Annotated in this window: 18 protein-coding genes and 1 riboswitch; of the genes, 4 read left to right on the top strand and 14 right to left on the bottom strand. The window is 72.7% G+C overall.

Going from position 1 to position 20,812, the window contains the following annotated elements; all coding sequences use genetic code 11:
- Positions 1-171 precede the first annotated feature (171 nt).
- A complete protein-coding gene (locus ACWD4O_RS38340) occupies positions 172-1,776 on the top strand; it encodes an acyl-CoA synthetase (protein WP_451287358.1) in 1,605 nt (534 codons plus the stop codon).
- On the opposite strand, the gene ACWD4O_RS38345 is transcribed toward ACWD4O_RS38340, so the two are convergent.
- The gene (locus ACWD4O_RS38345) at positions 1,734-2,615 is read right to left on the bottom strand and encodes an alpha/beta fold hydrolase (protein ID WP_451287360.1); all 882 of its coding nucleotides are present in this window, start codon (positions 2,613-2,615) and stop codon (positions 1,734-1,736) included. The two genes, ACWD4O_RS38340 and ACWD4O_RS38345, sit on opposite strands and share 43 nt — an antisense overlap.
- A 151-nt stretch (positions 2,616-2,766) precedes the next feature.
- Between ACWD4O_RS38345 and paaK the strand changes: the two genes are divergently transcribed.
- The gene (gene paaK, locus ACWD4O_RS38350; protein WP_451287361.1) at positions 2,767-4,065 is read left to right on the top strand and encodes a phenylacetate--CoA ligase PaaK; all 1,299 of its coding nucleotides are present in this window, start codon (positions 2,767-2,769) and stop codon (positions 4,063-4,065) included.
- 9 nt (positions 4,066-4,074) lie between these two features.
- Here paaK and ACWD4O_RS38355 read toward each other — a convergent pair whose 3' ends face one another.
- Together ACWD4O_RS38355 and ACWD4O_RS38360 are read right to left on the bottom strand one after the other, a co-directional pair.
- On the bottom strand, positions 4,075-5,574 hold the full coding sequence (locus tag ACWD4O_RS38355) for an acyl-CoA synthetase (RefSeq protein ID WP_451287363.1): 1,500 nt from the start codon (positions 5,572-5,574) through the stop codon (positions 4,075-4,077).
- A gap of 59 nt (positions 5,575-5,633) precedes the next feature.
- Positions 5,634-6,017 (bottom strand): hypothetical protein, encoded by a 384-nt coding sequence (locus ACWD4O_RS38360; protein WP_451287365.1) that lies wholly within the window; start codon positions 6,015-6,017, stop codon positions 5,634-5,636.
- A 119-nt stretch (positions 6,018-6,136) separates the two neighbouring features.
- On the opposite strand from ACWD4O_RS38360, the gene ACWD4O_RS38365 reads away from it, so the two are divergent.
- A complete protein-coding gene (locus tag ACWD4O_RS38365; protein ID WP_358806222.1) occupies positions 6,137-6,601 on the top strand; it encodes a MarR family transcriptional regulator in 465 nt (154 codons plus the stop codon).
- Here ACWD4O_RS38365 and ACWD4O_RS38370 read toward each other — a convergent pair.
- The 6 genes from ACWD4O_RS38370 to ACWD4O_RS38395 form a co-directional block, all read right to left on the bottom strand.
- Positions 6,568-7,497 (bottom strand): hypothetical protein, encoded by a 930-nt coding sequence (locus ACWD4O_RS38370; protein WP_451287367.1) that lies wholly within the window; start codon positions 7,495-7,497, stop codon positions 6,568-6,570. The two genes, ACWD4O_RS38365 and ACWD4O_RS38370, sit on opposite strands and share 34 nt — an antisense overlap.
- A 118-nt stretch (positions 7,498-7,615) precedes the next feature.
- Positions 7,616-8,275, bottom strand: coding sequence for a response regulator (locus ACWD4O_RS38375; RefSeq protein ID WP_451287369.1), 660 nt, complete (start codon positions 8,273-8,275; stop codon positions 7,616-7,618).
- Positions 8,272-9,429, bottom strand: a complete 1,158-nt coding sequence (locus ACWD4O_RS38380) for a sensor histidine kinase (RefSeq protein ID WP_451287371.1) — start codon at positions 9,427-9,429, stop codon at positions 8,272-8,274. Before ACWD4O_RS38380 ends, ACWD4O_RS38375 begins: the two co-directional genes overlap by 4 nt.
- Positions 9,430-9,513: 84 nt before the next feature.
- Positions 9,514-11,073 (bottom strand): acyl-CoA synthetase, encoded by a 1,560-nt coding sequence (locus ACWD4O_RS38385; RefSeq protein ID WP_451287373.1) that lies wholly within the window; start codon positions 11,071-11,073, stop codon positions 9,514-9,516.
- Entirely contained in the window at positions 11,070-12,194 is a 1,125-nt protein-coding gene (locus tag ACWD4O_RS38390; RefSeq protein ID WP_451287375.1) for an NAD(P)H-dependent flavin oxidoreductase, read from the bottom strand. The genes ACWD4O_RS38385 and ACWD4O_RS38390 overlap by 4 nt, the downstream gene beginning before the upstream one ends.
- A 54-nt stretch (positions 12,195-12,248) precedes the next feature.
- The gene (locus ACWD4O_RS38395; protein WP_451287377.1) at positions 12,249-13,841 is read right to left on the bottom strand and encodes a phytoene desaturase family protein; all 1,593 of its coding nucleotides are present in this window, start codon (positions 13,839-13,841) and stop codon (positions 12,249-12,251) included.
- A 123-nt stretch (positions 13,842-13,964) separates the two neighbouring features.
- Between ACWD4O_RS38395 and ACWD4O_RS38400 the strand changes: the two genes are divergently transcribed.
- Entirely contained in the window at positions 13,965-14,840 is an 876-nt protein-coding gene (locus ACWD4O_RS38400) for an NUDIX hydrolase (protein WP_451287379.1), read from the top strand.
- A 223-nt stretch (positions 14,841-15,063) separates the two neighbouring features.
- On the opposite strand, the gene ACWD4O_RS38405 is transcribed toward ACWD4O_RS38400, so the two are convergent.
- The 5 genes from ACWD4O_RS38405 to ACWD4O_RS38425 form a co-directional block, all read right to left on the bottom strand.
- Positions 15,064-17,298 (bottom strand): tetratricopeptide repeat protein, encoded by a 2,235-nt coding sequence (locus ACWD4O_RS38405; protein WP_451287381.1) that lies wholly within the window; start codon positions 17,296-17,298, stop codon positions 15,064-15,066.
- A 59-nt stretch (positions 17,299-17,357) separates the two neighbouring features.
- The gene (locus tag ACWD4O_RS38410; protein ID WP_451287383.1) at positions 17,358-18,203 is read right to left on the bottom strand and encodes an oxygenase MpaB family protein; all 846 of its coding nucleotides are present in this window, start codon (positions 18,201-18,203) and stop codon (positions 17,358-17,360) included.
- A 9-nt stretch (positions 18,204-18,212) separates the two neighbouring features.
- Positions 18,213-19,391: an acyl-CoA dehydrogenase family protein gene (locus tag ACWD4O_RS38415; RefSeq protein ID WP_451287384.1), complete on the bottom strand. Its 1,179-nt coding sequence runs from the start codon at positions 19,389-19,391 to the stop codon at positions 18,213-18,215.
- 147 nt (positions 19,392-19,538) lie between these two features.
- Complete coding sequence (locus tag ACWD4O_RS38420) at positions 19,539-20,300, bottom strand: CbtA family protein (RefSeq protein WP_451287386.1); 762 nt, start codon at positions 20,298-20,300, stop codon at positions 19,539-19,541.
- Between the two features lie 25 nt (positions 20,301-20,325).
- Positions 20,326-20,547 carry a CbtB domain-containing protein gene (locus tag ACWD4O_RS38425; protein ID WP_351915155.1) on the bottom strand — a complete coding sequence of 74 codons (222 nt, stop codon included), beginning with the start codon at positions 20,545-20,547 and terminating at the stop codon, positions 20,326-20,328.
- Between the two features lie 36 nt (positions 20,548-20,583).
- Positions 20,584-20,740, bottom strand: a riboswitch (cobalamin riboswitch).
- Between the last annotated feature and the right edge of the window lie 72 nt (positions 20,741-20,812).

Raw genomic sequence — 20,812 nt, forward strand, 5'->3', positions numbered from 1 at the left:
TCTCCCCTCGGAAAGAACGAGAACAGGTTGCAGGAGGTGTGATGGCAGTTCAAGGGTTTTCTGACAGTCAGTCAGATTTCTTGGCGAGAACCCTTCCCAGTTGCCGCGCCCTTTGCTCTGATGACCGACGAACCGTCCCAGGAACGCGCGCGCCCGAGGTCAGGAGGAGCGGTGGAGTACAACATTGCCGACCTGTTCGAGTCGGTCGTCGACGTGGCGGCGGACCGAGAGGCGCTCGTGTACGTCGACCATCCCGGCACGGGCGGGGAACGCCGGCTGACGTACGCGGAGTTGGACGCCGCCGCCAACCGGATCGGCCACCATCTGATCGACAGCGGGATCCGTCCCGGCGAGCATCTCGGCCTGCATCTGTACAACGGGGTCGAGTACCTGCAGACGGTACTGGGCTGTCTGAAGGCGCGGATCGTGCCGGTCAACGTCAACTACCGGTATGTGGAAGAGGAGTTGGTCTACCTCTACCGGGACGCCGATCTCGTCGCGCTCGCCTTCGACGCGGAGTTCACCGACCGGGTGGCGGCCGCGCTGCCGCAGACGCCCGCCCTGCGCCACCTGATCCGGGTCGGCCCGGCCGGCGACGGCATCGTCTCCTTCGCCGAGGCCGAGGCGGGCGGCTCACCCGAGCGCGGCTTCCCGGCCCGCTCGGGCGACGACCAGTTCATCATCTACACGGGCGGCACGACCGGTATGCCCAAGGGCGTGATGTGGCGTCAGGAGGACCTGTTCTTCTCTGGGTTGGGCGGCGGCTCGCCGACCGGGGAGCCGGTGAAAAAGCCGCAGGAGATCGCCGAGCGGGTCGCGGCGGGAGGTACGGGGATCACCTTCTTCCCCACTCCCCCGCTGATGCACGGCACGTCCACCCTCACCACGTTCATCGGCTTCAACTTCGGCCAACGCGTCGTGATCCACCGCAAGTTCGTGCCGGAGGAAGTGCTGCGGACGATCGAGAAGGAGAAGGTCACCAGCATCTCCCTGGTCGGCGACGCGATGCTGCGGCCCCTGATCGACGCGCTCGAAGGCCCGATGAAGGGCACGGACTGCTCGTCGGTGTTCAGCGTGTCCACGTCCGGGGCGATCATGTCGGACACGGTCCGCCGTCAGTTCCGGGCGCTGCTGCCGAACGCGATGCTGCTGAACAACTTCGGTTCCTCGGAGTCCGGCTTCAACGGCACGGCGACGGAGGACTCGGGGCCCGAGCGCGGGTTCCGCGTCCGGGTCAACTCCCGTACCCAGGTGCTCGATCCGGCGACCCACGAACCGATCGCGCCGGGCGAGGTCGGGCGCGTCGCCCAGCGCGGCCATGTGCCCCTCGGCTACTACAACGACCCGGTGAAAACGGCCGAGACCTTCTTCGAGAAGGACGGCGAGCGCTGGGTGCTGCTCGGCGACATGGCGACCGTCGACGAGGACGGCGTGGTCGTCGTCCTCGGGCGCGGCTCGCAGTGCATCAACACCGGGGGCGAGAAGGTGTACCCGGAGGAGGTCGAGCAGGCGCTGAAGTCGCATCCGGACGTGTACGACGCCCTGGTGGCAGGGGTGCCGGATCCGACCTGGGGCAGCCATGTGGCGGCGGTGGTGCAGGTGCGCCGGGGCGCCCCGCTGCCGTCCCTGGAGGAGATCCAGACGCACTGTCGCACCCGGCTCGCCGGCTACAAGATCCCACGTCAGCTGGTGCTCGCGGAGTCCATCCGCCGCTCGCCGAGCGGGAAGGCGGACTACCGGTGGGCGCGGGAGGTGGCGGTGGCGGAGAACGGCTGACCCGCCGCCAGGAAGGCTGCGACACGACGGACGAACCATTCCGGGTCGTCCAGCCACGGATAGTGGCCGGCGCCGGGCTGCACGGCGAGTTCGGCGTTCGGAAAGGCGTCGGCGAGGAGCCGGGCGACCTCGGGCCGGGGCCCGCCGTCCACCTCTCCGGCGAGCACCAGGACCGGGGCGGCGACCCGGGCGAGGGCGCCGCGCAGGGCGGGCGGGTCGAAGGCGTCCGGATCCAGGAAGACTCCCTCCGCCTCGACGTTGGTCTGCTCGTCCGCGGCGGCGTCGTGGGAGCGTGCGGTGTCGTCCCAGCGCCCGTAGAAGAAGGCGGCGACCGCCGTCCAGTCGGGTTCGCCCTCGCCCGCCAGCCACGCCTCGAACGCCGGGAACGCCGTGGCGAACCACGGCTCGTCCCTGCGCAGCCGGGCCGCCTCCAGGCGTTCCTCGGGCGTGGCGGGCCGGCCCAGGGCCCATGGGTTCGCGGCGATCAGCGCGAGCCGGGACACCCGGTGCGGGTACCGGGCCGCGTAGAGCAGGGCGAGGCTGCCGCCCGCCGAGTGCGCGAGGACGTCGATCCGCTCCAGCCCGAGCCGGACGCGCAGCGCCTCGACGTCCTCGACCTGCCGGTCGCAGCGGTAGGTGGCCGGGTCGGCGGGGACCGCCGAGTCGCCGGTCCCGCGCAGATCGAGGAGGACCAGGCGGCGGTGGGTGGTGAGCCCGCCCAGGTCGCCGAGGTAGGCGGAGGCCCGCATGGGGCCGCCGGGCAGAACCACGACGGGGTCGCCCTCGCCCCGGAGGCGGTAGGCGAGCTCGGTGCCGTCGGGGGCGGTGAAGGTCGGCATGGCCCGATCCTCGCCTCGGGGACCGCCGGGCCGCAACGGAAATCCTGACCGCCCTCTTGCCCGACGCCCCTCGGCCTGGATTACGATCACGAACACCTCGACCGAATGATCGGTCGCCCGCTTTGGTGAGGTTCTGGCGAGGGAGTGGCTCATGACGGACGCGCGGGACCTGCTGGACGAGGGCGAGCGCCTCGACGAGGACGCGCTGCGCGCCCTCCAGCTGGAGCGGCTGCGGGCCTCGCTGCGTCACGCGTACGCGCGCGTGCCCTTCTACCGGGACTCCTTCGACCAGGCGGGGGTCCACCCCGACGACTGCCGCAGCCTTGCCGATCTGTCCCGTTTCCCGTTCACCGTCAAGGCGGACCTGCGCGCGCACTACCCGTACGGGATGTTCGCCGTCCCCCGGGAGCGCATCCGCCGGGTCCACGCCTCCAGCGGCACAACCGGCCGGCCGACGGTCGTCGGCTACACGGACGCGGATCTGTCCATGTGGGCGGACATGGTGGCCCGTTCGATCCGCGCCGCGGGCGGGCGGCCCGGCGACACGGTCCATGTGGCGTACGGCTACGGCCTGTTCACCGGCGGCCTCGGCGCCCACTACGGCGCCGAACGCCTCGGCTGTACGGTAGTCCCCGCATCCGGCGGTATGACGTCTCGTCAGGTCCAGCTGATCCAGGACCTCCGGCCCCGGATCATCATGGTGACCCCGTCCTACATGCTCACGCTGCTCGACGAGTTCGAGCGGCAGGGCGTCGACCCGCGCTCCACCTCGCTGCGGGTGGGGATCTTCGGCGCCGAGCCGTGGACCGAGCGGATGCGCCAGGAGATCGAGGAGCGGTTCGCCATCGACGCCGTCGACATATACGGGCTGTCGGAGGTGATCGGCCCGGGGGTCGCGCAGGAGTGCGTGGAGACGAAGGACGGGTTGCACATCTGGGAGGACCACTTCTATCCGGAGGTGGTCGACCCGATCACCGGCGAGGTCCTGCCGGAGGGCGAGGAGGGCGAGTTGGTCTTCACCTCGCTCACCAAGGAGGCCATGCCGGTCGTCCGCTACCGCACCCGCGACCTGACCCGGCTGCTGCCGGGCACGGCACGCGTCTTCCGGCGGATGCGGAAGGTGACCGGGCGCAGCGACGACATGGTCATCCTGCGCGGGGTGAACCTCTTCCCCACCCAGATCGAGGAGATCGTGCTGCGCACCCCGGCCGTGGCGCCCCACTTCCAGCTGCGGCTGACCCGCGAGGGCCGCCTCGACGCCCTCACGGTGCGCGCGGAGGCCCGGGCCGACGCCACCCCCGCGGACCGGGAGGCGGCGGCGCTGGCCGTCGCGGCGGCCGTGAAGGACGGCATCGGCGTGTCGGTCGACGTCGAGATCGTCGACCCGGAGTCGCTGGAGCGGTCGGTGGGCAAGATCAGGCGGATCGTGGATCTACGTCCGCGGGAGTGACGGCGCGCGTCACGAACCGAACCGGTCCCGCAGCTCCCGCTTCAGGATCTTGCCGCTGGCGTTGCGCGGGAGTTCGTCCACGAAGAGCACCCGCTTCGGGGCCTTGAAGGGGGTGAGCCGCTCGCGGGTGTGGGCGATGAGCTCGTCCTCGGTGACCTCGCCGCGAGGGACGACGACGGCCGTGACCGCCTCGATCCACTTCTCGTCGGGCAACCCGATGACCGCGGCCTCGGCGACGCCCTCGTGGGTGTAGAGGGCGTCCTCGACCTGGCGGGAGGCGATCACCACGCCACCGGAGTTGATGACGTCCTTCACCCGGTCGACGATGGTGAAGTAGCCGTGGGCGTCGCGGACGGCGAGGTCGCCGGAGTGGAACCAGCCCTCGCGGAAGGCCTCGGCGGTCTCCTCGGGCTTGTCCCAGTAGCCCTCGCACAGCTGCGGGGAGCGGTAGACGATCTCACCGGGTGTCCCGTCGGGGACGTCCTTGCCGTTCTCGTCGACGACGCGGGCGTCCACGAAGAGGACCGTGCGGCCGCAGGAGTCCATGCGGCCCTTGTGCTCGTCGGGAGCGAGGACGGTGGCGAGCGGGCCGATCTCGCTCTGGCCGAAGCAGTTGTAGAAGCCGAGCTTGGGGAGCCGTTCGCGCAGGCGCTCCAGGACCGGCACCGGCATGATCGACGCCCCGTAGTAGGCCTTGCGCAGCCCGCTCAGGTCACGGGTGGCGAAGTCGGGGCGGTTGGCCAGAGCGATCCAGACGGTCGGCGGGGCGAAGAGGCTGTCGACCCGGTCCGTCTCGACGAGGTCGAAGAGCTGGGCCCCGTCGGGTGCGTCGAGGATGAGGTTCGTCGCGCCGACGGCGAGGTACGGCAGCAGGAACACGTGCAGCTGCGCGGAGTGGTAGAGCGGGAGCGAGTGCGCGGGACGGTCGCCGGCGCTCAGGTCGAGGGCGGCGATCGCGCTCAGGTATTCGTGCACCAGCGCGCGGTGGGTCATCATCGCGCCCTTGGGCAGGGCCGTCGTGCCGGAGGTGTAGAGCAGCTGCACCAGGTCCTCGGTGCGCGGCTCGGGGCCGTCGTACGGCTCGGTGTCCGCAAGGCGGGCGAGGAGCGAGTCGTCGGCGTCGCGCAGGGGCAGCGTGCGGACGTCGTCGGGGAGTCGCGCGGTGAGATCCGGGTCGGCGAGGACGAGCGCGCTGCCCGACTGGCCGACGATGTAGGCCAGGTCGTCGCCGGTGAGGTTCTGGTTGACGGGGACATGGACCAGGCCCGCGCGGGCGCAGGCGAGGAACGCGATGAGGTAGGCGTCGGAGTTGTGGCCGTAGGCGCCCACCCGGTCGCCGGGGGCGAGCCCCTGGCCGAGCAGGACGCTCGCCGCGCGCGAGACGGCCTCGTCGAGTTCCTCGTAGGTCCAGGTGCGGTCGCGGTACTCGACCGCGACGCGGGCCGGGGTGCGGCGGGCGCTGCGCCGCAGCACCCCGTCGACGGTGGTACTGCCGTGTCCGGGCGTCATGACTCATGATCCTCGGGCGGCGGCCGGGGCGGGTCAAGTCGCCCACGCGGACGCCGGGATCAGGCCACCTCACCGGCCACTCCGGTGCGCCCTTCCGGGACTCCGACGATGCTGACGATCGTCTCCGCACGGATGCCCTCGCCGAGCACCGCGGCCACCGCGTCGGCCGTGGCGGCGATCAGGCGGGCGGGGGCGTCCGGGATCTCGGGGAGGTGGTAGGCGGCCTCGCGCATGCTGAGGGTGAGCTGCGGCGCGATCCGGGCGGTGGGCAGGCCGCCGATGCCCCGCCGGTGGCTCGGGATGCCGATGAGGTCGACGCCGACCAGAGTGCGCAGCCGCTCCCCGTAGACGGAACCGACCGCGTCGGCCAGCGCGCCGATCAGCCGGGGTTCGACCGTCCCGTCGAGGGCCTCTTCGCCGATGTGCACGGTGTAGTGCGGCATGACGGATCTCCGTTCGCGTCGGTGCGTAGCATGGCGACTCGGCCGGCCGGCCAAGCCGAACAAAATAGCTTTGACTGCAAAGATAATGCGAGGAGTGCCGGATGTCCATGCCCCTGCCCATGCCCGCCGCCGGCGGGGACGAGGGCGTCGACGCGACCGTTCGTGAGCTGTTGCTGCTCATGCCGCGGCTGGTGGGCAGGGCGAAGCGGATTCCGGTGCCGGAGGCGCTGCGGTCCTTCTCCCTGGCCCCGCGCCACCTCTCCCTGCTGGCGTATCTGCTCCTGGACGGACCGATGACCGTCAACGAGCTGGCCGCGCGCCTCGAGGTGGCCCCCACCACCGTGAGCCTGCTGATCGGCGACCTCAGCCGGAAGGGGATCCTGGAGCGGCGGGAGGACGACAGGGACCGGCGCCGGCGGATCGTCGCCATCGCGGACGTCCACGAGCCGGCGATCGCCGGCTGGCTCGCCCCGGGCGCGGCGGCCTGGCGCACCGCCCTGGCTCCGCTGACGGCGGATCAGCGACGGCTGTTCGTCGACACGCTGCTCGCCTACGAGGCGGGCGTGGACGCGGAGAGGGACTGAGCCGGGCGCTTCGGGACCGCCTGTGCGACCGCGACGAGCATGGCCGCCGCCATGGTCAGGAGCCCTGCTACCAGCAGCACCCCCATGACGGCAGTGGGGTGGAGGGGCGCACGCCCGGCGTAGGCCGTCGCGGTGATCGCGCCGAACGCGGCCGCGTACCCGAGCGCCGCCACGCCCACCACCGCGCCCGCCGCACGCGCGCTCAGCCGGCCCGCCTCGCACAGGACGGCCAGCAGGGCGAGGGCCTGGAGGCCGTGCAGACCGACGGCGTGGGCGAGTTTGGCACTGCCCGCGGCCCCGAAGAGCACCTCGTACGGCACGTGTCCCGTGTCGTCGAACGCCTTCTCGCCGATGGCGGCCATCTTCTGTCCGATGGCTCCGGCCGCCAGCACGGCCGTCAGGCCCACGAGCACGGCGACCCGGGACGCGGCGCCGCCGTCGAACCGGGCGAGCGCGGCCACGAGCAGCAGGACCACGCCGAGGATCAGCGGCAGGACAAGTGTGCCGATCATCGACCAGACCGCCGAGTCGGTGTCGGTGGCCTGGTTGAAGTGGGAGGCGGTCCCGCGCCAGCGCTGCGCCGTGATGAGCACGGCCTCGGCGAGCGAGCTGAAGACGACCAGGCCCGCCGGGATCCGCGCCCACCAGCGGGCGGGCAGTTGCCGCATGATCCAGACCACGGCCCACACCATCAGGCCGAAGGAGACGCCGAACACGACGGGCTTGCGCCAGGAGACCGGCCCCCACCAGGGCGCGAAGTCGATCACGGCGACCACGCCGTGCACGACCCCGGAGGTCACCAGCGCGGTGCCGCACCACCACAGCAGCCGCTGATAGCGGTCGACGGGGCGCACCGCACGCCACACCTCGCCGGCGAACCCACCCAGAACGCTCATGCGCACGCACCCCCGCCTTCGTCTCGCACTCCGCGTGCCGACGGTAGGGCGGGGCCCGGCGTGGGGCGTCCCTCCGGTGGGGTGGGCCGCCGTACCCCCACAGGGGTACGGCCGGCTGTCAGGCCAGTCCGCTGCGGAAGGCGATCACCACGGCGCCCGCCCGGTCCCGGGCGCCGATCTTGTGCAGGATCCGCTTGAGGTGGGTCTTCACCGTCGACTCGGCGATGCCCAGCCGCCCGGCGAGTTCGGCGTTGGACAGGCCTTCGGCGACCAGGCCCAGGATCTGCCGTTCCCGGGAGGTCAGATGGCGCAGCCGGTCCCGGTCCGGCGCCCCGGCCGGGTGGCGCGCCGGACGCTCGTCGGTGACCAGACGGTCCACGAGGGGCCGGGTGACCGCCGGGTCCAGCAGGCTCTCCCCGCCGGCCACCGTGCGGACGGCGTCCACGAGCCGTTCGGGTGCGGCACGCTTGAGCAGGAAGCCGTGGGCGCCCGCGCGCAGGGCCCGCCACACGTACTCGTCGTCGGGGAACGTGGTCAGGACGAGCACCCGGGTCGGCAGACCGGCGTCCACGATCCGGCCGGTGGCCTCGATGCCGTCGTAGCCGGGCATCCGCACGTCCATCAGGACGATGTCCGGGACGAGCGCCCGGCACAGCTCCACGGCCCGCACCCCGTCGCCCGCCTCCCCGACGACCTCCATCCCGGCCGCGCCGAGCACCACCGCGACCCCCACCCTGAGCAGGGGGTCGTCGTCGGCCAGCACGACGCGGACGGTCATCGCAGCCGCAACGCGACGCTGAGGGCGAACCCGCCGCCGGCGGCGGTGCCGTGCTCCACGTGCCCGCCGAGGGCGGCGGCCCGTTCGCCGATCCCGCGCAGCCCACGGCCCGGCCGGTAGTGCGGGGCCGGTCCGTCGCCCTCGTCGACGACGCGCACGAGCAGGCTCCGCCCGTCGGCGTCGTCCTGTCGGCGGACGGTGACTTCGGCGCTGCGGGCCCGGCCGTGCCGCAGCGCGTTGGTCAGCGCCTCCTGCACGATCCGGTGGACGGACGACCGCACGTCCGGCGGCAGGTCACGGACCTCGGGCGCGACGCTGAGCCGGACCGCCAGACCCGCGTCGGCCATCGGCCGCACCAGCCGGCCCAGACCGGCCGGGTCCTCGGCGCCGTCCTCGCCGCCGTCCTCGGCCGGGTCCTCGGCGCGCAGGACGCCGAGCAGCCGGTCGAGTTCGGCGAGGGCGTCGCGGCCGGTCCGCTCGACGCTGAGCAGCAGCTCACGGGTGCGCTCCGGCTCGGTGGCGAGCACGATCCGTCCGGCGCCCGCCTGGACCAGCATGGCGTTGACGGAGTGGCCGACGATGTCGTGCAGTTCGCGCGCGATCCGCACCCGTTCGCCGAGGACGGCCTCCCGGCGGGCCAGGGCCCGCCGCTGCTCCGTCTCCCGATGCCTGCGGGCCGTTCCGTATCCCACCGCCCACACCAGCAGCCACACGAAGACGACGGCGACCGGGACCGCCGCGCTCGCCTCCTCGGACGCGAAGTGGGCCAGCACTCCGGGCGGCACGAGCAGGGTGCCGAGCACGGCCCGGCCGGGGGTCGCGTAGAGGCCGAGGGAGTACACGCCGAAGAGGTTCGCGAACGCGGTCAGCGAGCCGGATCCCAGCCACAGCGCCTCGACGGCGAGCCCCGCCGTCCCGACCGCGTACGCCGTCGCCGGCCATCGGCGGCGCACGGCCAGGCTGCCGGCGATCACGACGGCCGGCGCCAGGGCGGCCGGCAGTGGGCCGCGCAGCTCCGGCGCGGACCCGACACGGACCGCCACCATGGCCGCCAGGAAGACGACGGCCGGCAGGACGTCGACCGCTGCCGGCGGCAGCCGTGCGGCCCATGCCCAGGCCCGCTCCCCCGCCCCCTGTGCGCCGGTCGCCCTCACCTGGCCCGCCCCCGATTGCCTGACGTGACGTCAAATCAGCACGATCTCCACCAGGTTAGCGGAGAGCGGGGCGGGCGGCTTCGGTCACACCGGCCGGGTCCGGCCCTCCCAGTACGGCTCCCGCAACCGCCGCTTGTACAGCTTGCCGTTGGGGTCGCGGGGCATCTCGGCGATGAAGTCGATGCTCTTGGGGCGCTTGTACCCGGCGAGCCGGTCGGCGCAGTGGGCGAGCAGCACGGCGGCGAGGTCCGGACCCGGCTCGTGGCCCGGGGCCGGCTCGACGACGGCCTTGACCTGCTCGCCCCAGTCGTCGTGCGGGATGCCGAAGGCCGCGGCGTCGGCGACCGCGGGGTGGGCGAGCAGCTCGGACTCGATCTCCGCGGGGTAGATGTTGACGCCGCCCGAGATGATCAGGTCGATCTTGCGGTCGCGCAGGAACAGATAGCCGTCCTCGTCGAGCACACCGAGGTCGCCGACGGTGAAGAAGTCGCCGATGCGGTTCTTCTTCGTCTTGTCCTCGTCCTTGTGATAGGCGAAGCCGCCGGTCGTCATCTTCATGTACACGGTGCCGAGTTCGCCGGGCGGCAGCCGCTCGCCGTCGTCGTCGAAGATCGCCAACTCGCTGATGGGCCAGGCCTTTCCGACCGTGCCGGGCTTCTTGAGCCAGTCCTCCGCCGTGGCGAACGCGCCGCCGCCCTCGCTGGCCGCGTAGTACTCCTCCACACATGTGCCCCACCAGTCGATCATCGCCCGCTTCACATGGTCGGGGCAGGGCGCGGCGCCGTGGATGGCGTGCCGCATGGACGACACGTCGTACGCCTGCCGGGTGGCCTCGGGGAGGGCGAGCAGCCGGTGGAACTGGGTCGGGACCATGTGGGTGTGGGTGCACTTCTCCCGGTCGATCAGCCGGAGCATCTCCTCGGGCGTCCACTTGTCCATGAGGACCAGCCGGTGGCCGATGTGCAGGGACGCGCCCGCGAACTGGAGCACGGCCGTGTGGTAGAGCGGTGAGCAGACCAGGTGGACGTTGTCGTCGAACGGCCGGACGCCGAAGATGCCGAGGAAGCCGCCCAGGTACGCCTCCTCCGGCAGCTTGCCGGGCAGCGGGCGCCGGATGCCGCGCGGGCGGCCCGTCGTGCCCGAGGTGTAGTTCATGACCCAGCCGAGGGTGCGGTCGGCGGGCGCCGACTCCGGTTGTCCGTCGAGGAGTTCGGCGTACGGCCGGAAGCCCTCGACCTCGCCGACGGCGTACCGGCCGGCGGCGGGCAGGCCGGCCTCGTCGGCGGCCCGGCGGGCCTGCTCGGCGAACCGCTCGTGGGCCAGGAGGACCTTGGCGCCGGAGTCGGAGACGATCCACGCGATCTCGGGGCCGACCAGGTGGTGGTTGACGGGGACGAGGTAGAACCCCGCCTGGGTGGCGGCGAGATGGGCGGTGAAGAACTCGGCCGAGTTGGGCAGGACGACGGCGAAGGCGTCGCCGCGTTCCAGACCGGCGGCGCGCAGACCGTGCACGAGTCGGTTGGCGGCGGCGTGCAGCCGTCCTGCCGTCCACTCCTCGCCGTCGGGGGCGACCAGGACCGTACGGTCGGGATCGGCGGCGGCCTGGGCCCAGAAGCCTGCGGGGGGTGTGCTCGCGGTGGTCACTGGCCGCTCCTTCCGGCGATGCGGTTGATGCGGTCCACGGCCTCTTCGAAGCCGCGGGTGAGGTCGTCGAAGACCGCCTGGACGGTCCGGACCTCGTTCATCCGGCCGACGATCTGCCCGACGGGCGTCCCGAGCAGGGGGTCGACCTCGTACTTCTGGATGCGCGAGACGGCCTCGGCGACCAGCAGTCCCTGCAGGGGCATGGGCAGGGTGCCGGGTCCGTCGGCGGCGTCCCAGGCGTCGGTCCATTCGGTGCGCAGCTGGCGGGCGGGCTTCCCGGTGAGGGCGCGGGAGCGGACCGTGTCGCCGGAGCCGGCCGCGAGAAGCTTGCGGGTGAGGGCGGCCGAGTGCAGGTCGGCCTCGGCGGTGGTCAGCCACAGGGAGCCCAGCCACACGCCCTGGGCGCCGAGCGCGAGGGCCGCGGCGATCTGCCGTCCGCTGCCGATGCCGCCGGCCGCGAGGACGGGCAGGGGGGCGACGGCGTCGACGGCCTCGGGGGTGAGGACCATGGAGGCGATCTCACCGGTGTGGCCGCCGGCCTCGTAGCCCTGCGCCACCACGATGTCGATGCCCGCCTCCGCGTGCTTGCGGGCGTGCCGGGCGCTCCCCGCGAGCGCGGCGACGAGGACGTCCTGGTCGTGGGCGCGGGCGACGACGTCGGCGGGCGGCGAGCCCAGCGCGTTGGCCAGCAGCCGGATCGGATAGTCGAAGGCCACGTCGAGCTGGCTGCGGGCCACCTGTTCCATCCATCCGGTGATGCGCCACCCGGAGGCCTCGCCCTCGGCCAGTTCGGGCACCCCGTACTTGGCGAGGGTGTCCCGCACGAACTGCCGGTGCCCCTCGGGGATCATCGCCTCGACGTCGGCCTCGGTCAGTGTTTGATTGTTCGGGCCTTCGACCTTCTTGGCGGGCATGACGACGTCGAGCCCGTACGGCTTGCCGTCGACATGGGCCTCGATCCAGTCGAGGTCGCGTTTGAGGTCGTCGGGGGCGGTGTAGCGGACCGCGCCGAGCACGCCGAAGCCGCCTGCGCGGCTGATGGCCGCGGCGACGGCGGGGAACGGCGTGAAGCCGAAGACGGCGTGCTCGACTCCCAGTTGTGTGCTCAGCTCCGTCTGCATGGGCGCAGGATGCCGCAGCCGGTGCGACGACGGAAGCCCTTTTCTGATACACCGTCAGATTCTTGTGTCCTTGGCCTCCAGTATCGCCATGGCCGCGTTGTGGCCCGGCACCCCGCTGACCCCTCCTCCGCGCACCGCGCCCGCCCCGCACAGCAGGACGTTCGCGTGCCGGGTCTCCACGCCCCAGCGGCCGGTGCTGTCGTCCGCGTACGGCCAGGCGAGGTCGCGGTGGAAGATGTTGCCGCCGGGCAGCCCGAGGTCGCGTTCGAGGTCGAGCGGGGTGCGCGCCTCGATGCAGGGGCGGCCGTCGGCGTCGAGCGCCAGACAGTCGGCGAGGGGTTCGGCGAGGTGGGCGTCGAGCTGGGCGAGGGTCGCCGCAACGAGTTCCTCGCGTACGGCGTCGTTGTCCCGTTCGAAGAGCCGGGCGGGCGTGTGCAGACCGAACAGGGTCAGCGTCTGGTAGCCCTGTTCGACGAGGTCCGGGCCGAGGATGGTCGGGTCGGTCAGGGAGTGGCAGTAGATCTCGGAGGGCGGGGCGGCGGGCAGTTCACCGGCGGCCGCCTGGGCGTGGGCGGTGGCGAGCTGCTCGTAGCCCTCGGCGATGTGGAAGGTGCCGGCGAAGGCCTCGCGCGGGTCGACGGAGGTGTCCCGCAGCCTGGGCAGCCGCTTGAGCAGCATGTTCACCTTGAGCTGGGCACCCTCGGCAGGGGTGGGCGGCTCGTCTCCGGTGAGCGCGGCGAGGGCTTGCGGGGAGGCGTTCACCAGGACGTGCCGGGCGGCGGCGACGCCTTCGCCGGCGGCGGTGCGGTAGACGACCTCCGCGGTACGGCCGTCCGTGTCGATGCGCACCGCCTCGTGCCCGGTGGCGAGGACGGCGCCCGCGTCCCGGGCCGCGGCGGCGAGGGCGTCGGTGAGCGCCCCCATGCCACCGACGGGGACGTCCCAGGCGCCGGTGCCGCCGCCGATCACGTGGTAGAGAAAGCAGCGGTTCTGCTTGCGGGAGGGGTCGTGGGCGTCGGCGAAGGTGCCGATGAGCGCGTCGGTCAGGACCACGCCCCGCACCAGGTCGTCCGCGAAGCGCTCCTCGACGGCGACGCCGATCGGCTCCTCGAACAGGGTCCGCCAGGCCTCCTCGTCGTCGACGCGGCGGCGCAGTTCCTCCCTGGTCGGCAGCGGTTCGGTGAGCGTGGGGAAGACCCGCTGGGCGACGCGCCCGGTCATGCCGTAGAACCGCTCCCAGGCGGCGTACTCGCGCTCGCCGCCCGTCAGCCGAGCGAACGCCTCCCGGGTGCGGTCCTCGCCGCCGCCCACGAGCAGTCCGGTGGGCCGCCCGCCGCGCTCCACGGGGGTGTAGGAGGAGATGGTGCGGCCCTGGACGCGGAAGTGCAGCCCCAGGTCCCGCACGATCTTCTGCGGGAGCAGGCTGACCAGGTACGAGTAGCGGGACAGCCGGGCGTCCACCCCGGCGAACGGGCGGGTGGAGACGGCGGCGCCCCCGGTGTGGCCCAGCCGTTCCAGCACCAGCACGGATCGGCCGGCCCGGGCCAGATAGGCGGCGGCGACCAGCCCGTTGTGCCCGCCGCCGACGATGACGACGTCGTAGGCGCGGCGATCGTCGTGTCCGTGGTTTCCCTCGTGTGCAGCCATGTCTCTTCGTAACACGAGCCGATCAAGGTCGGCCAGAGGAGGTCGGGGGCGGCGGATCCGCACGGCCGGGCCGGGCCGCTCAAGTACGGTGAACTGCACGCGCGTTGCACCCGAAAGGAACCTGTGGCCGCCGATCAGGAACTTCAGCCCGAACCCCGGAACACCGCCGCGCTGCTGGTCAACCGGCGTGGTCAGTACCTGCTCCATCTGCGCGACGCGCACAAGCCGATCTGCGATGCGGGCGCCTGGTCGTTGCCCGGCGGCGCCTGCGAGGGGGACGAGACGCCCGAGGAGGCCGTGGCGCGCGAGCTGCTGGAGGAGACGGGGCTCGTCCTGGACGGGCTGACCCGGTACACGGTCGTCGACGGCATCCAGGTGTTCATCGGCGGTTGGGACGGCGACCCCGCGCGGCTCCCCGTCACCGAGGGCATCATGTTCGCCTTCTTCGACGCGGCGACCACCGCTCACCTGACGATGGCGCCGGGCGCCGCCGAGGTCCTCGCCCGGCACCGGGCGGCGCCGGTCGTTCCCGCGCCGCAGCCGTCCGCCCGGCAGAGCGTCCTCAACGTGGTCGGCGTCCACCTCCACCTGGAGCGGGACGGCAAGATCCTCCTCGGTCTGCGCCACCCCGACTCGCCCTTCGCTCCCCGGCATCACCACTTCCTGGCCGGTCACTGCGAGCAGGAGTCCGCCGTGGCCTGTCTCGTCCGCGAGGCCCGGGAGGAGGCCGGCCTGGAGATCGAGGCACAGGACGTCGAGCTGGCGCACGTGGTGCACGTCGTGGACGCACCCGACACACAGCCCAGGCTTCAGCTCGTCTTCCGCGCCCGGCGCGTGCGGGGCGAGCCGCAGCTCCTGGAGCCGGACAAGTGCCTCGGCTGGGACTGGTGGCCGCTGGACGCCCTCCCGGAGCCGATGGTGCCGTACGCGCGGGCGGCGATCACCGGGATCCGGGAGGGACGGCTGTACACGGAGCTGGGCTGGGACGTCGTCGCGTAAGCCGGTCGGGCGAGGTCGGCTGCGCCCTGAAGGGGCGCGGGGCGCTGACAACTGCGGCTCCGCCGCGATGGGGGTCCCCCCGCTCGAGCGCAGCCGAGAGTGGGGGAGCGACCGGCCACGACGGCGCCGCAGCGCAACGACGGCACATCGCTGCACTTCCAGCGCAGCGCTCAGCGCCGATTCCCGGCCCGGGCCCACGCGCCGCCCACCGCCCGGCCCGGGCCTACGCCCCGCCCGCCGCTCGGCGCTGCCGTAGCGCCGCCACCCTTCGGTACAGCTCGACGGCCTCCTGGCCCCGGCCGAGCTGCTCCAGGCAGTGGGCCTCGTCGTTGCGGCTGGCAAGGGTGTCGGGATGGTCGGCGCCCAGGACGCGCTCGCGGGCCGAGGCCACCCGCCGGTACTCGGTCAGCGCGTCGGCCCAGCGGCCCAGCCAGCCGAGGCCGACGGCGACCTCACGGCGGCTGACCAGCGTGTCGGGGTGGTCGGCGCCCAGGACGCGTTCACGGATCGCGCACACGTCCCGGGACTCGGCCAGCGCTTCCTCCCAGCGGGCCAGGCGGCCGAGGTTGACGCCGAGGCCGTGGCGGGCGCGCAGGGTCTCGGGATGCGTCGGGCCGTGGACGCGGGTGCGGTCGTCGACGAGGTCGCGGTAGAGCTGGAGCGCCTCCGTGCTGCGGCCGAGGCGGCCCAGACTGATGCCGGTCTCGTAGCGGGCGGCGAGGGTGTCGGGGTGGTCCGGGCCGAGGGCGTGCGCACGGGCCGCGGCGACCTCGCGGTAGGTCTGCAGCGCTTCCGGCCAGCGGCCCAACTGGCCGAGGGCGTAGGCGACCTCGTAGCGGGTGACGAGCGTGTCCGGGTGGGTGGGGCCCAGCACCCGGGTACGCGCCACGGCCACCTCGCTCGCCATTCGGTACGACTCCTCCAGCCGGCCGAGTCTGCTGAGGTTGAAGGCGAGGTTGTGCCGGCAGCGCAGGGTGTCGGGGTGGTCGGGGCCCGCCGTGCGCACCCGGGCGGCGAGCACCGAGGTGTACACCTGGTGGGCGTCGAAGTGGCGGCCCAGCCGGCCGAGCACATAGGCCATCTCCTGGCGGGTGGCGAGCGTGTCGGCGTGGTCGGCGCCGAGCACCCGGGTGCGGGCGGCGGTCACCTGCTGGTACTCGCGCAGCGCGTCGGCGGCGCGGCCGGTGCGGCTGAGGGTGAAGGCGACCTCGTAGCGGCTGGCGAGGGTCTCGGGGTGGTCCGGGCCCAGGAGGTGGGCGCGTTCTGCCGCGACGGCGCGGTGCACCTCCCCGGCCTCGGCCCAGCGGCCGAGCCGGCCCAGACTGAGGCCGGCGTTGTGCCGTCCGGCGAGCGCGGTGAGCGCCTGCGGGGACGGTGTGTCCGGCGCGGGCGGCGTGGGGACGGCGCCGAGGGCCGGCCGGGGGATCCACTCGCCGGTCAGGGCCGCGCCGGGGTCCGGGGGCGGGACCGGCAGTCCGGCGCCGGTGGCCTTGTGGCCGGTGGTCATGCCCTGGGTCCAGGCGGGCAGCCGGGGCTCGCGGCCGGCGGGCTCGGGCGGCCGCAGTTCGGGCCGGGGCGTCACCAGGGTCGGCACATACCCCGGCGCGGTGCGGGCCGCGGCGAGGCGCCGGACGATCTCGCGGGCGTCGTGGGGGCGCTGTTCGGGCTGCTTCCCCAGCAGGTCGAGGATGATCCGGTCGAGGTGTTCGGGCAGGTCGGCGCGGAGTTCGCGGGGCGGCCGGGGCAGGGTGTCCCGGTGGGCGACGAGGATCGCCCAGGGGTCCTCCAGGTCGAACGGCGGGGCCCCGGTGGCGATCTCGTAGAGCACGCACCCCAGCGAGTACAGGTCGCTGCGCTGGTCGACCTCTTCGCCGCCGATCTGCTCCGGCGACATGTAGTGCGGGGTGCCCATGGCGATGCCGGTGCCGGTGAGCCGGGAGGTGAAGCCGATGTCGTGGCCGAGGCGGGCGATGCCGAAGTCGCAGATCTTCACGGTGCCGTCGGCGAGCCGCACGATGTTCGCCGGCTTCAGATCGCGGTGCACGATGCCCTGCCGGTGGGTGTAGGCGAGGGCCGCCGCGAGCTGGTCGGCTATGTCCACGACGTCGGGGACGGGCAGCGGCCGGCGCTCGCTGTCGTCGAGCAGCTGGCAGAGGTTGCTGCCGTCCAGGAGTTCCATGACGAGGAAGAGGACGCCGTCGCTGTCGCCGAAGTCGTGGACGACCGTCACCCCGCGGTGCTGGAGCGAGGCGGCGACGCGGCCCTCGCGCCGGAACCGCTCGCGCAGGACGCCTCCGAAGGACGGGTCGTGGTGCGGGCCGATCGGCTTGAGGCATTTCACGGCGACCTGTCGGCCGAGGGACTCGTCGCGGGCCCGCCACACCTCGCCCATGCCACCGCGCCCGATCAGGTCCAGCAGCCGGTACCGGCCCTGGATCAGCCTGCTCTCCTCCGCCATAGCGCGCCGCCGCCCCCGTAACTTTCCGGCCCTCCCCCTGGCTGGTTCAGTATGGCGGCCTATCGCCCGACTTTGTACGGGGCAGGCCGGGCTTGTGGGCCGAGCCGCGCCATGGCCCACAGGATGTGTTTGGACGGGAGTTGCCAACGCAGACGTGCGGGAACGCAGCGCAGCAGGGTGCCCGTGGCACGCAACTCGCGGGTGACGACCGCGGGTCTCGGGGCCTGTCTGCCGTACAACTCGTGGGCGTACGGCGGCAGCGAGGCGTACGCGAGGTGCGCCACACGCCGCCAGAGCAGAGCGCGCGCCGGGACGAGCAGCGGGTGGATCGGCGGCCGGAGCAGGAAGTCGTCCACCTCGCGGGCGTCGGCTCCGGCGGCGAGTTCGGGGCGGATCTTCTCGAAGTAGGCGGCCAGCTCCGCCTGGTCGGCGGGCACGGCCTCGGGGTCGAGGCCCACCAGGCGGGCGCCGACGCGCTGTTCGGATATGTAACGGTCGGCGGTCCGGTCGGTGAGGGGGTATCCGGAGCCGCGCAGGACGTGCAGGTAGGAGTCGATCTCGGCGCAGTGCACCCACAGCAGCAGCTCGGGGTCGTCCACGCCGTACCGTTCGCCCGTCTCCGGGTCGTTCGCGGACAGCATGCGGTGGATCTTGCGGACCCGGGCGCCGGCCTGCTCGGCGGCCTCGGCGGTGCCGTAGGTCACGGTGGCGACGAAGTTCGCGGTGCGCATGAGCCGGCCCCAGGCGTCCTGCCGGAAGTCGGAGTTCTGCATGACTCCGCGGACGGCACGTGGGTGCAGTGCCTGGAGATAGAGCGCGCGGATCCCGGCGACCCACATCATCGGATCGCCATGGACCTGCCATGTCACGCTCTCGGGGCCGAACAGCCCCGGGTCGGCGGTCATACCGGCAGGCTAACGCCGTACCCGCGGCATCCCCAGCCCTATCCAGGAGATGATCTCCCGCTGGATCTCGTTGTTGCCGCCGCCGAAGGTGAAGATCACGGCGGAGCGGTAGCCCCGTTCGAGCTCGCCGTGCAGCACGGCGCCCGCGGAGCCCTCCTGGAGTGCGCCGGGGGCCGCGACGATCTCCATCAGCCAGGCGTAGGCGTCCCGGCGGGCCTCGGAGCCGTAGACCTTGACGGCGGAGGCGTCCTGGGGCGTGAGGGTGCCGTTCTGGAGGGCGCCGACCATCTGCCAGTTCAGCAGCTTGAGCGCGTCGAGCTTCACATGGGTCCGGGCCAGCCGGCGGCGCACCCAGGGCAGGTCGACGACCCGGCGGCCGTCGGCGAGCTTGGTCTCCGTCGCCCAGCGCTGCACGTCGTGCAGGGCGCGGATGGCCATCGTGCCGTGCGCGGCGAGGGTCACGCGCTCGTGGTTGAGCTGGTTGGTGATCAGCCGCCAGCCCTGGTTCTCGGGACCGACCCGCCGGGAGACCGGGACCCGGACGTTCTCGTAGTAGCTGGCGGTGGTGTCGTGCGAGGCGAGGGTGCGGATGACCGTGCAGGAGTAGCCGGGGTCGGCGGTCGGCACCAGGAGCATGGTGATGCCCTTGTGCGGCGGGGCCTCGGGGTCGGTGCGCACGGCGAGCCAGACCCAGTCCGCGGTGTCGCCGTTGGTCGTCCAGATCTTCTGCCCGTTGACCACGTACTCGTCGCCTTCGCGTACCGCACGGGTCTTGAGGGCGGCGAGGTCGGTGCCGGCGTCGGGCTCGCTGTAGCCGATGGCGAAGTCGATCTCACCGGCGAGGATCTTCGGCAGGAAGTCGGCCTTCTGCTCGTCCGTGCCGTACCGCATGATCGTCGGGCCCACGGTGTTGAGCGCCATCAGCGGCAGCGGCACGCCGGCCTGGGCGGCCTCGTCGAAGAAGACGAACTGCTCGATGGGCGTGAGGCCCCGGCCGCCGTACTCCTTCGGCCAGCCGACGCCGAGCCAGCCGTCCGCGCCCAACTGGCGGATGGTCTTGCGGTAGAAGCGTTTCGCGGCGACCGGGTCGATGTGCCGGGCGTAGGCGTTGGCCGGCACCAACTCGGCGAAGTAGGCGCGCAGTTCGGTGCGCAGCCGCAGCTGCTCGGGCGTGTGGTCGAGGTGCACGGCGCCTCCTGGCTTCCCAAGGCCGGTGTCCGGACGGTCCTGACGGCGCACACGGTAGAACGTGTTCCAGAAATTGGGAATGGGGAGCGCAACGCCAGAAGGGCCCCGGAGCAGAAGCGCTCCCGGGGCCCTTCGACCGTGCGGCGATCAGTGAGGTACCGGAGTCGGCTGGGCCGTCACCGCCGGCTTCCTGGCGGCCTCGGGAGCCAGCAGGCGCTCCGCGAGCACCCCGAAGACCAGCCCGAAGGCGGTCCACAGGGCCGCCTGCACGGCGAGGGCGGCGAGCCGGTACTGCCACAGCAGAGTCGCAGGGAAGTCCGCCGGAGCCTCGTTGAACGACGGCAGGAAGGCGTACGCCAGGCCCACGACGAGGACGAAGAACCCGCCCGCCGCCAGCGTGGCGTTCCAGTTGCCCAGGCGCGGCGCGAGACGCCTGCCCAGGACGACGGCGCCGACCGCCAGCAGCACACTGAGCACGACCATCAGGAAGTACAGCGTGGTGCGCTGGTTCAGCGTGTCGGGATCCCCGACGGCCGGCGGGTTGGCGGGGTACTTCAGGAACGGGACGACATACACCGAGACCAGCCCGGCGCCCGCCAGGAGCAGCGCGCTCGCGCGCGGCCCGAAGCGGCCGATGCGGCCGAGCGCGAAGCAGTACGCGAGGGCCGCGATGCCGCCGAAGGCGACCCCGTAGACGAGGACGCCGGTGGACAGGCCCGCGGTGGACTGCAGGGTGCGGCTGACGAGTTCCTCGCCGCCGTGCTCGTGGGCGTGCGTCTCCTCGAAGGCGATCGCCTCGTCGACGCGCGGTTCGCCCAGGAAGTAGGCGACGAAGAGGGCCACCAGGCCCGCGGCAAGTCCCGCGAGCATGCCACGGACCAGGAGGTTTCTGACAGTTGCGGAGTTCATGAGCGGATACGCTTCCTCTTCGCTGTCAGTGGCAGGGGAAGCCGAGCAGGTGGCGGGCGTCGTGCACCCACTCGTGGACGCCCTCGCCGGACACCACGGACGTGGCGCCCTGTTCGGCGCCGACGAAGTACAGCAGGACCAACATCAGGATGCCGAAGAAGACCGCCCACGGGACGATCGCCCCGATCGGCAGCTTCTCGGGGAGGGCGGTAGGGGTAGCGCTCGGCTGGACGGCGGACTGCGCCATGGCAGGACCTCCTGGGGGAACTCGCGTCCCGGCTCGGTGGTGCACAGGACGACGGTGCGGGTCTGACTCACCCGGCCCGCACCTGAGATGGGGGCCCGGCACACAGTGGCGCGACCGTGCCGGGCTTCCACCGGCTTCCGCTTGTCCGTCGTCGATGTCGATTTCGTCGAGGACCGTACCGCGAAAGTGCAGATCCGGCCAAGGGCGCACGGACGGGGTACGGGAGCGGGACCGCCGGCCCGTCCGGCAGGATGACCTCCGATGA

This window comes from Streptomyces sp. NPDC002623 (genome assembly GCF_053592635.1).

Coding starts and splice junctions, on each gene's coding strand:
- ACWD4O_RS38345 (WP_451287360.1), bottom strand. CDS start 2,615: ATGCCGACCTTCACCGCCCCCGACGGCACCGAGCTCGCCTACCGCCTC.
- paaK (WP_451287361.1), top strand. CDS start 2,767: ATGACGGACGCGCGGGACCTGCTGGACGAGGGCGAGCGCCTCGACGAG.
- ACWD4O_RS38355 (WP_451287363.1), bottom strand. CDS start 5,574: ATGACGCCCGGACACGGCAGTACCACCGTCGACGGGGTGCTGCGGCGC.
- ACWD4O_RS38360 (WP_451287365.1), bottom strand. CDS start 6,017: ATGCCGCACTACACCGTGCACATCGGCGAAGAGGCCCTCGACGGGACG.
- ACWD4O_RS38365 (WP_358806222.1), top strand. CDS start 6,137: ATGCCCGCCGCCGGCGGGGACGAGGGCGTCGACGCGACCGTTCGTGAG.
- ACWD4O_RS38370 (WP_451287367.1), bottom strand. CDS start 7,497: ATGAGCGTTCTGGGTGGGTTCGCCGGCGAGGTGTGGCGTGCGGTGCGC.
- ACWD4O_RS38375 (WP_451287369.1), bottom strand. CDS start 8,275: ATGACCGTCCGCGTCGTGCTGGCCGACGACGACCCCCTGCTCAGGGTG.
- ACWD4O_RS38390 (WP_451287375.1), bottom strand. CDS start 12,194: ATGCAGACGGAGCTGAGCACACAACTGGGAGTCGAGCACGCCGTCTTC.
- ACWD4O_RS38395 (WP_451287377.1), bottom strand. CDS start 13,841: ATGGCTGCACACGAGGGAAACCACGGACACGACGATCGCCGCGCCTAC.
- ACWD4O_RS38405 (WP_451287381.1), bottom strand. CDS start 17,298: ATGGCGGAGGAGAGCAGGCTGATCCAGGGCCGGTACCGGCTGCTGGAC.
- ACWD4O_RS38410 (WP_451287383.1), bottom strand. CDS start 18,203: ATGACCGCCGACCCGGGGCTGTTCGGCCCCGAGAGCGTGACATGGCAG.
- ACWD4O_RS38420 (WP_451287386.1), bottom strand. CDS start 20,300: ATGAACTCCGCAACTGTCAGAAACCTCCTGGTCCGTGGCATGCTCGCG.
- ACWD4O_RS38425 (WP_351915155.1), bottom strand. CDS start 20,547: ATGGCGCAGTCCGCCGTCCAGCCGAGCGCTACCCCTACCGCCCTCCCC.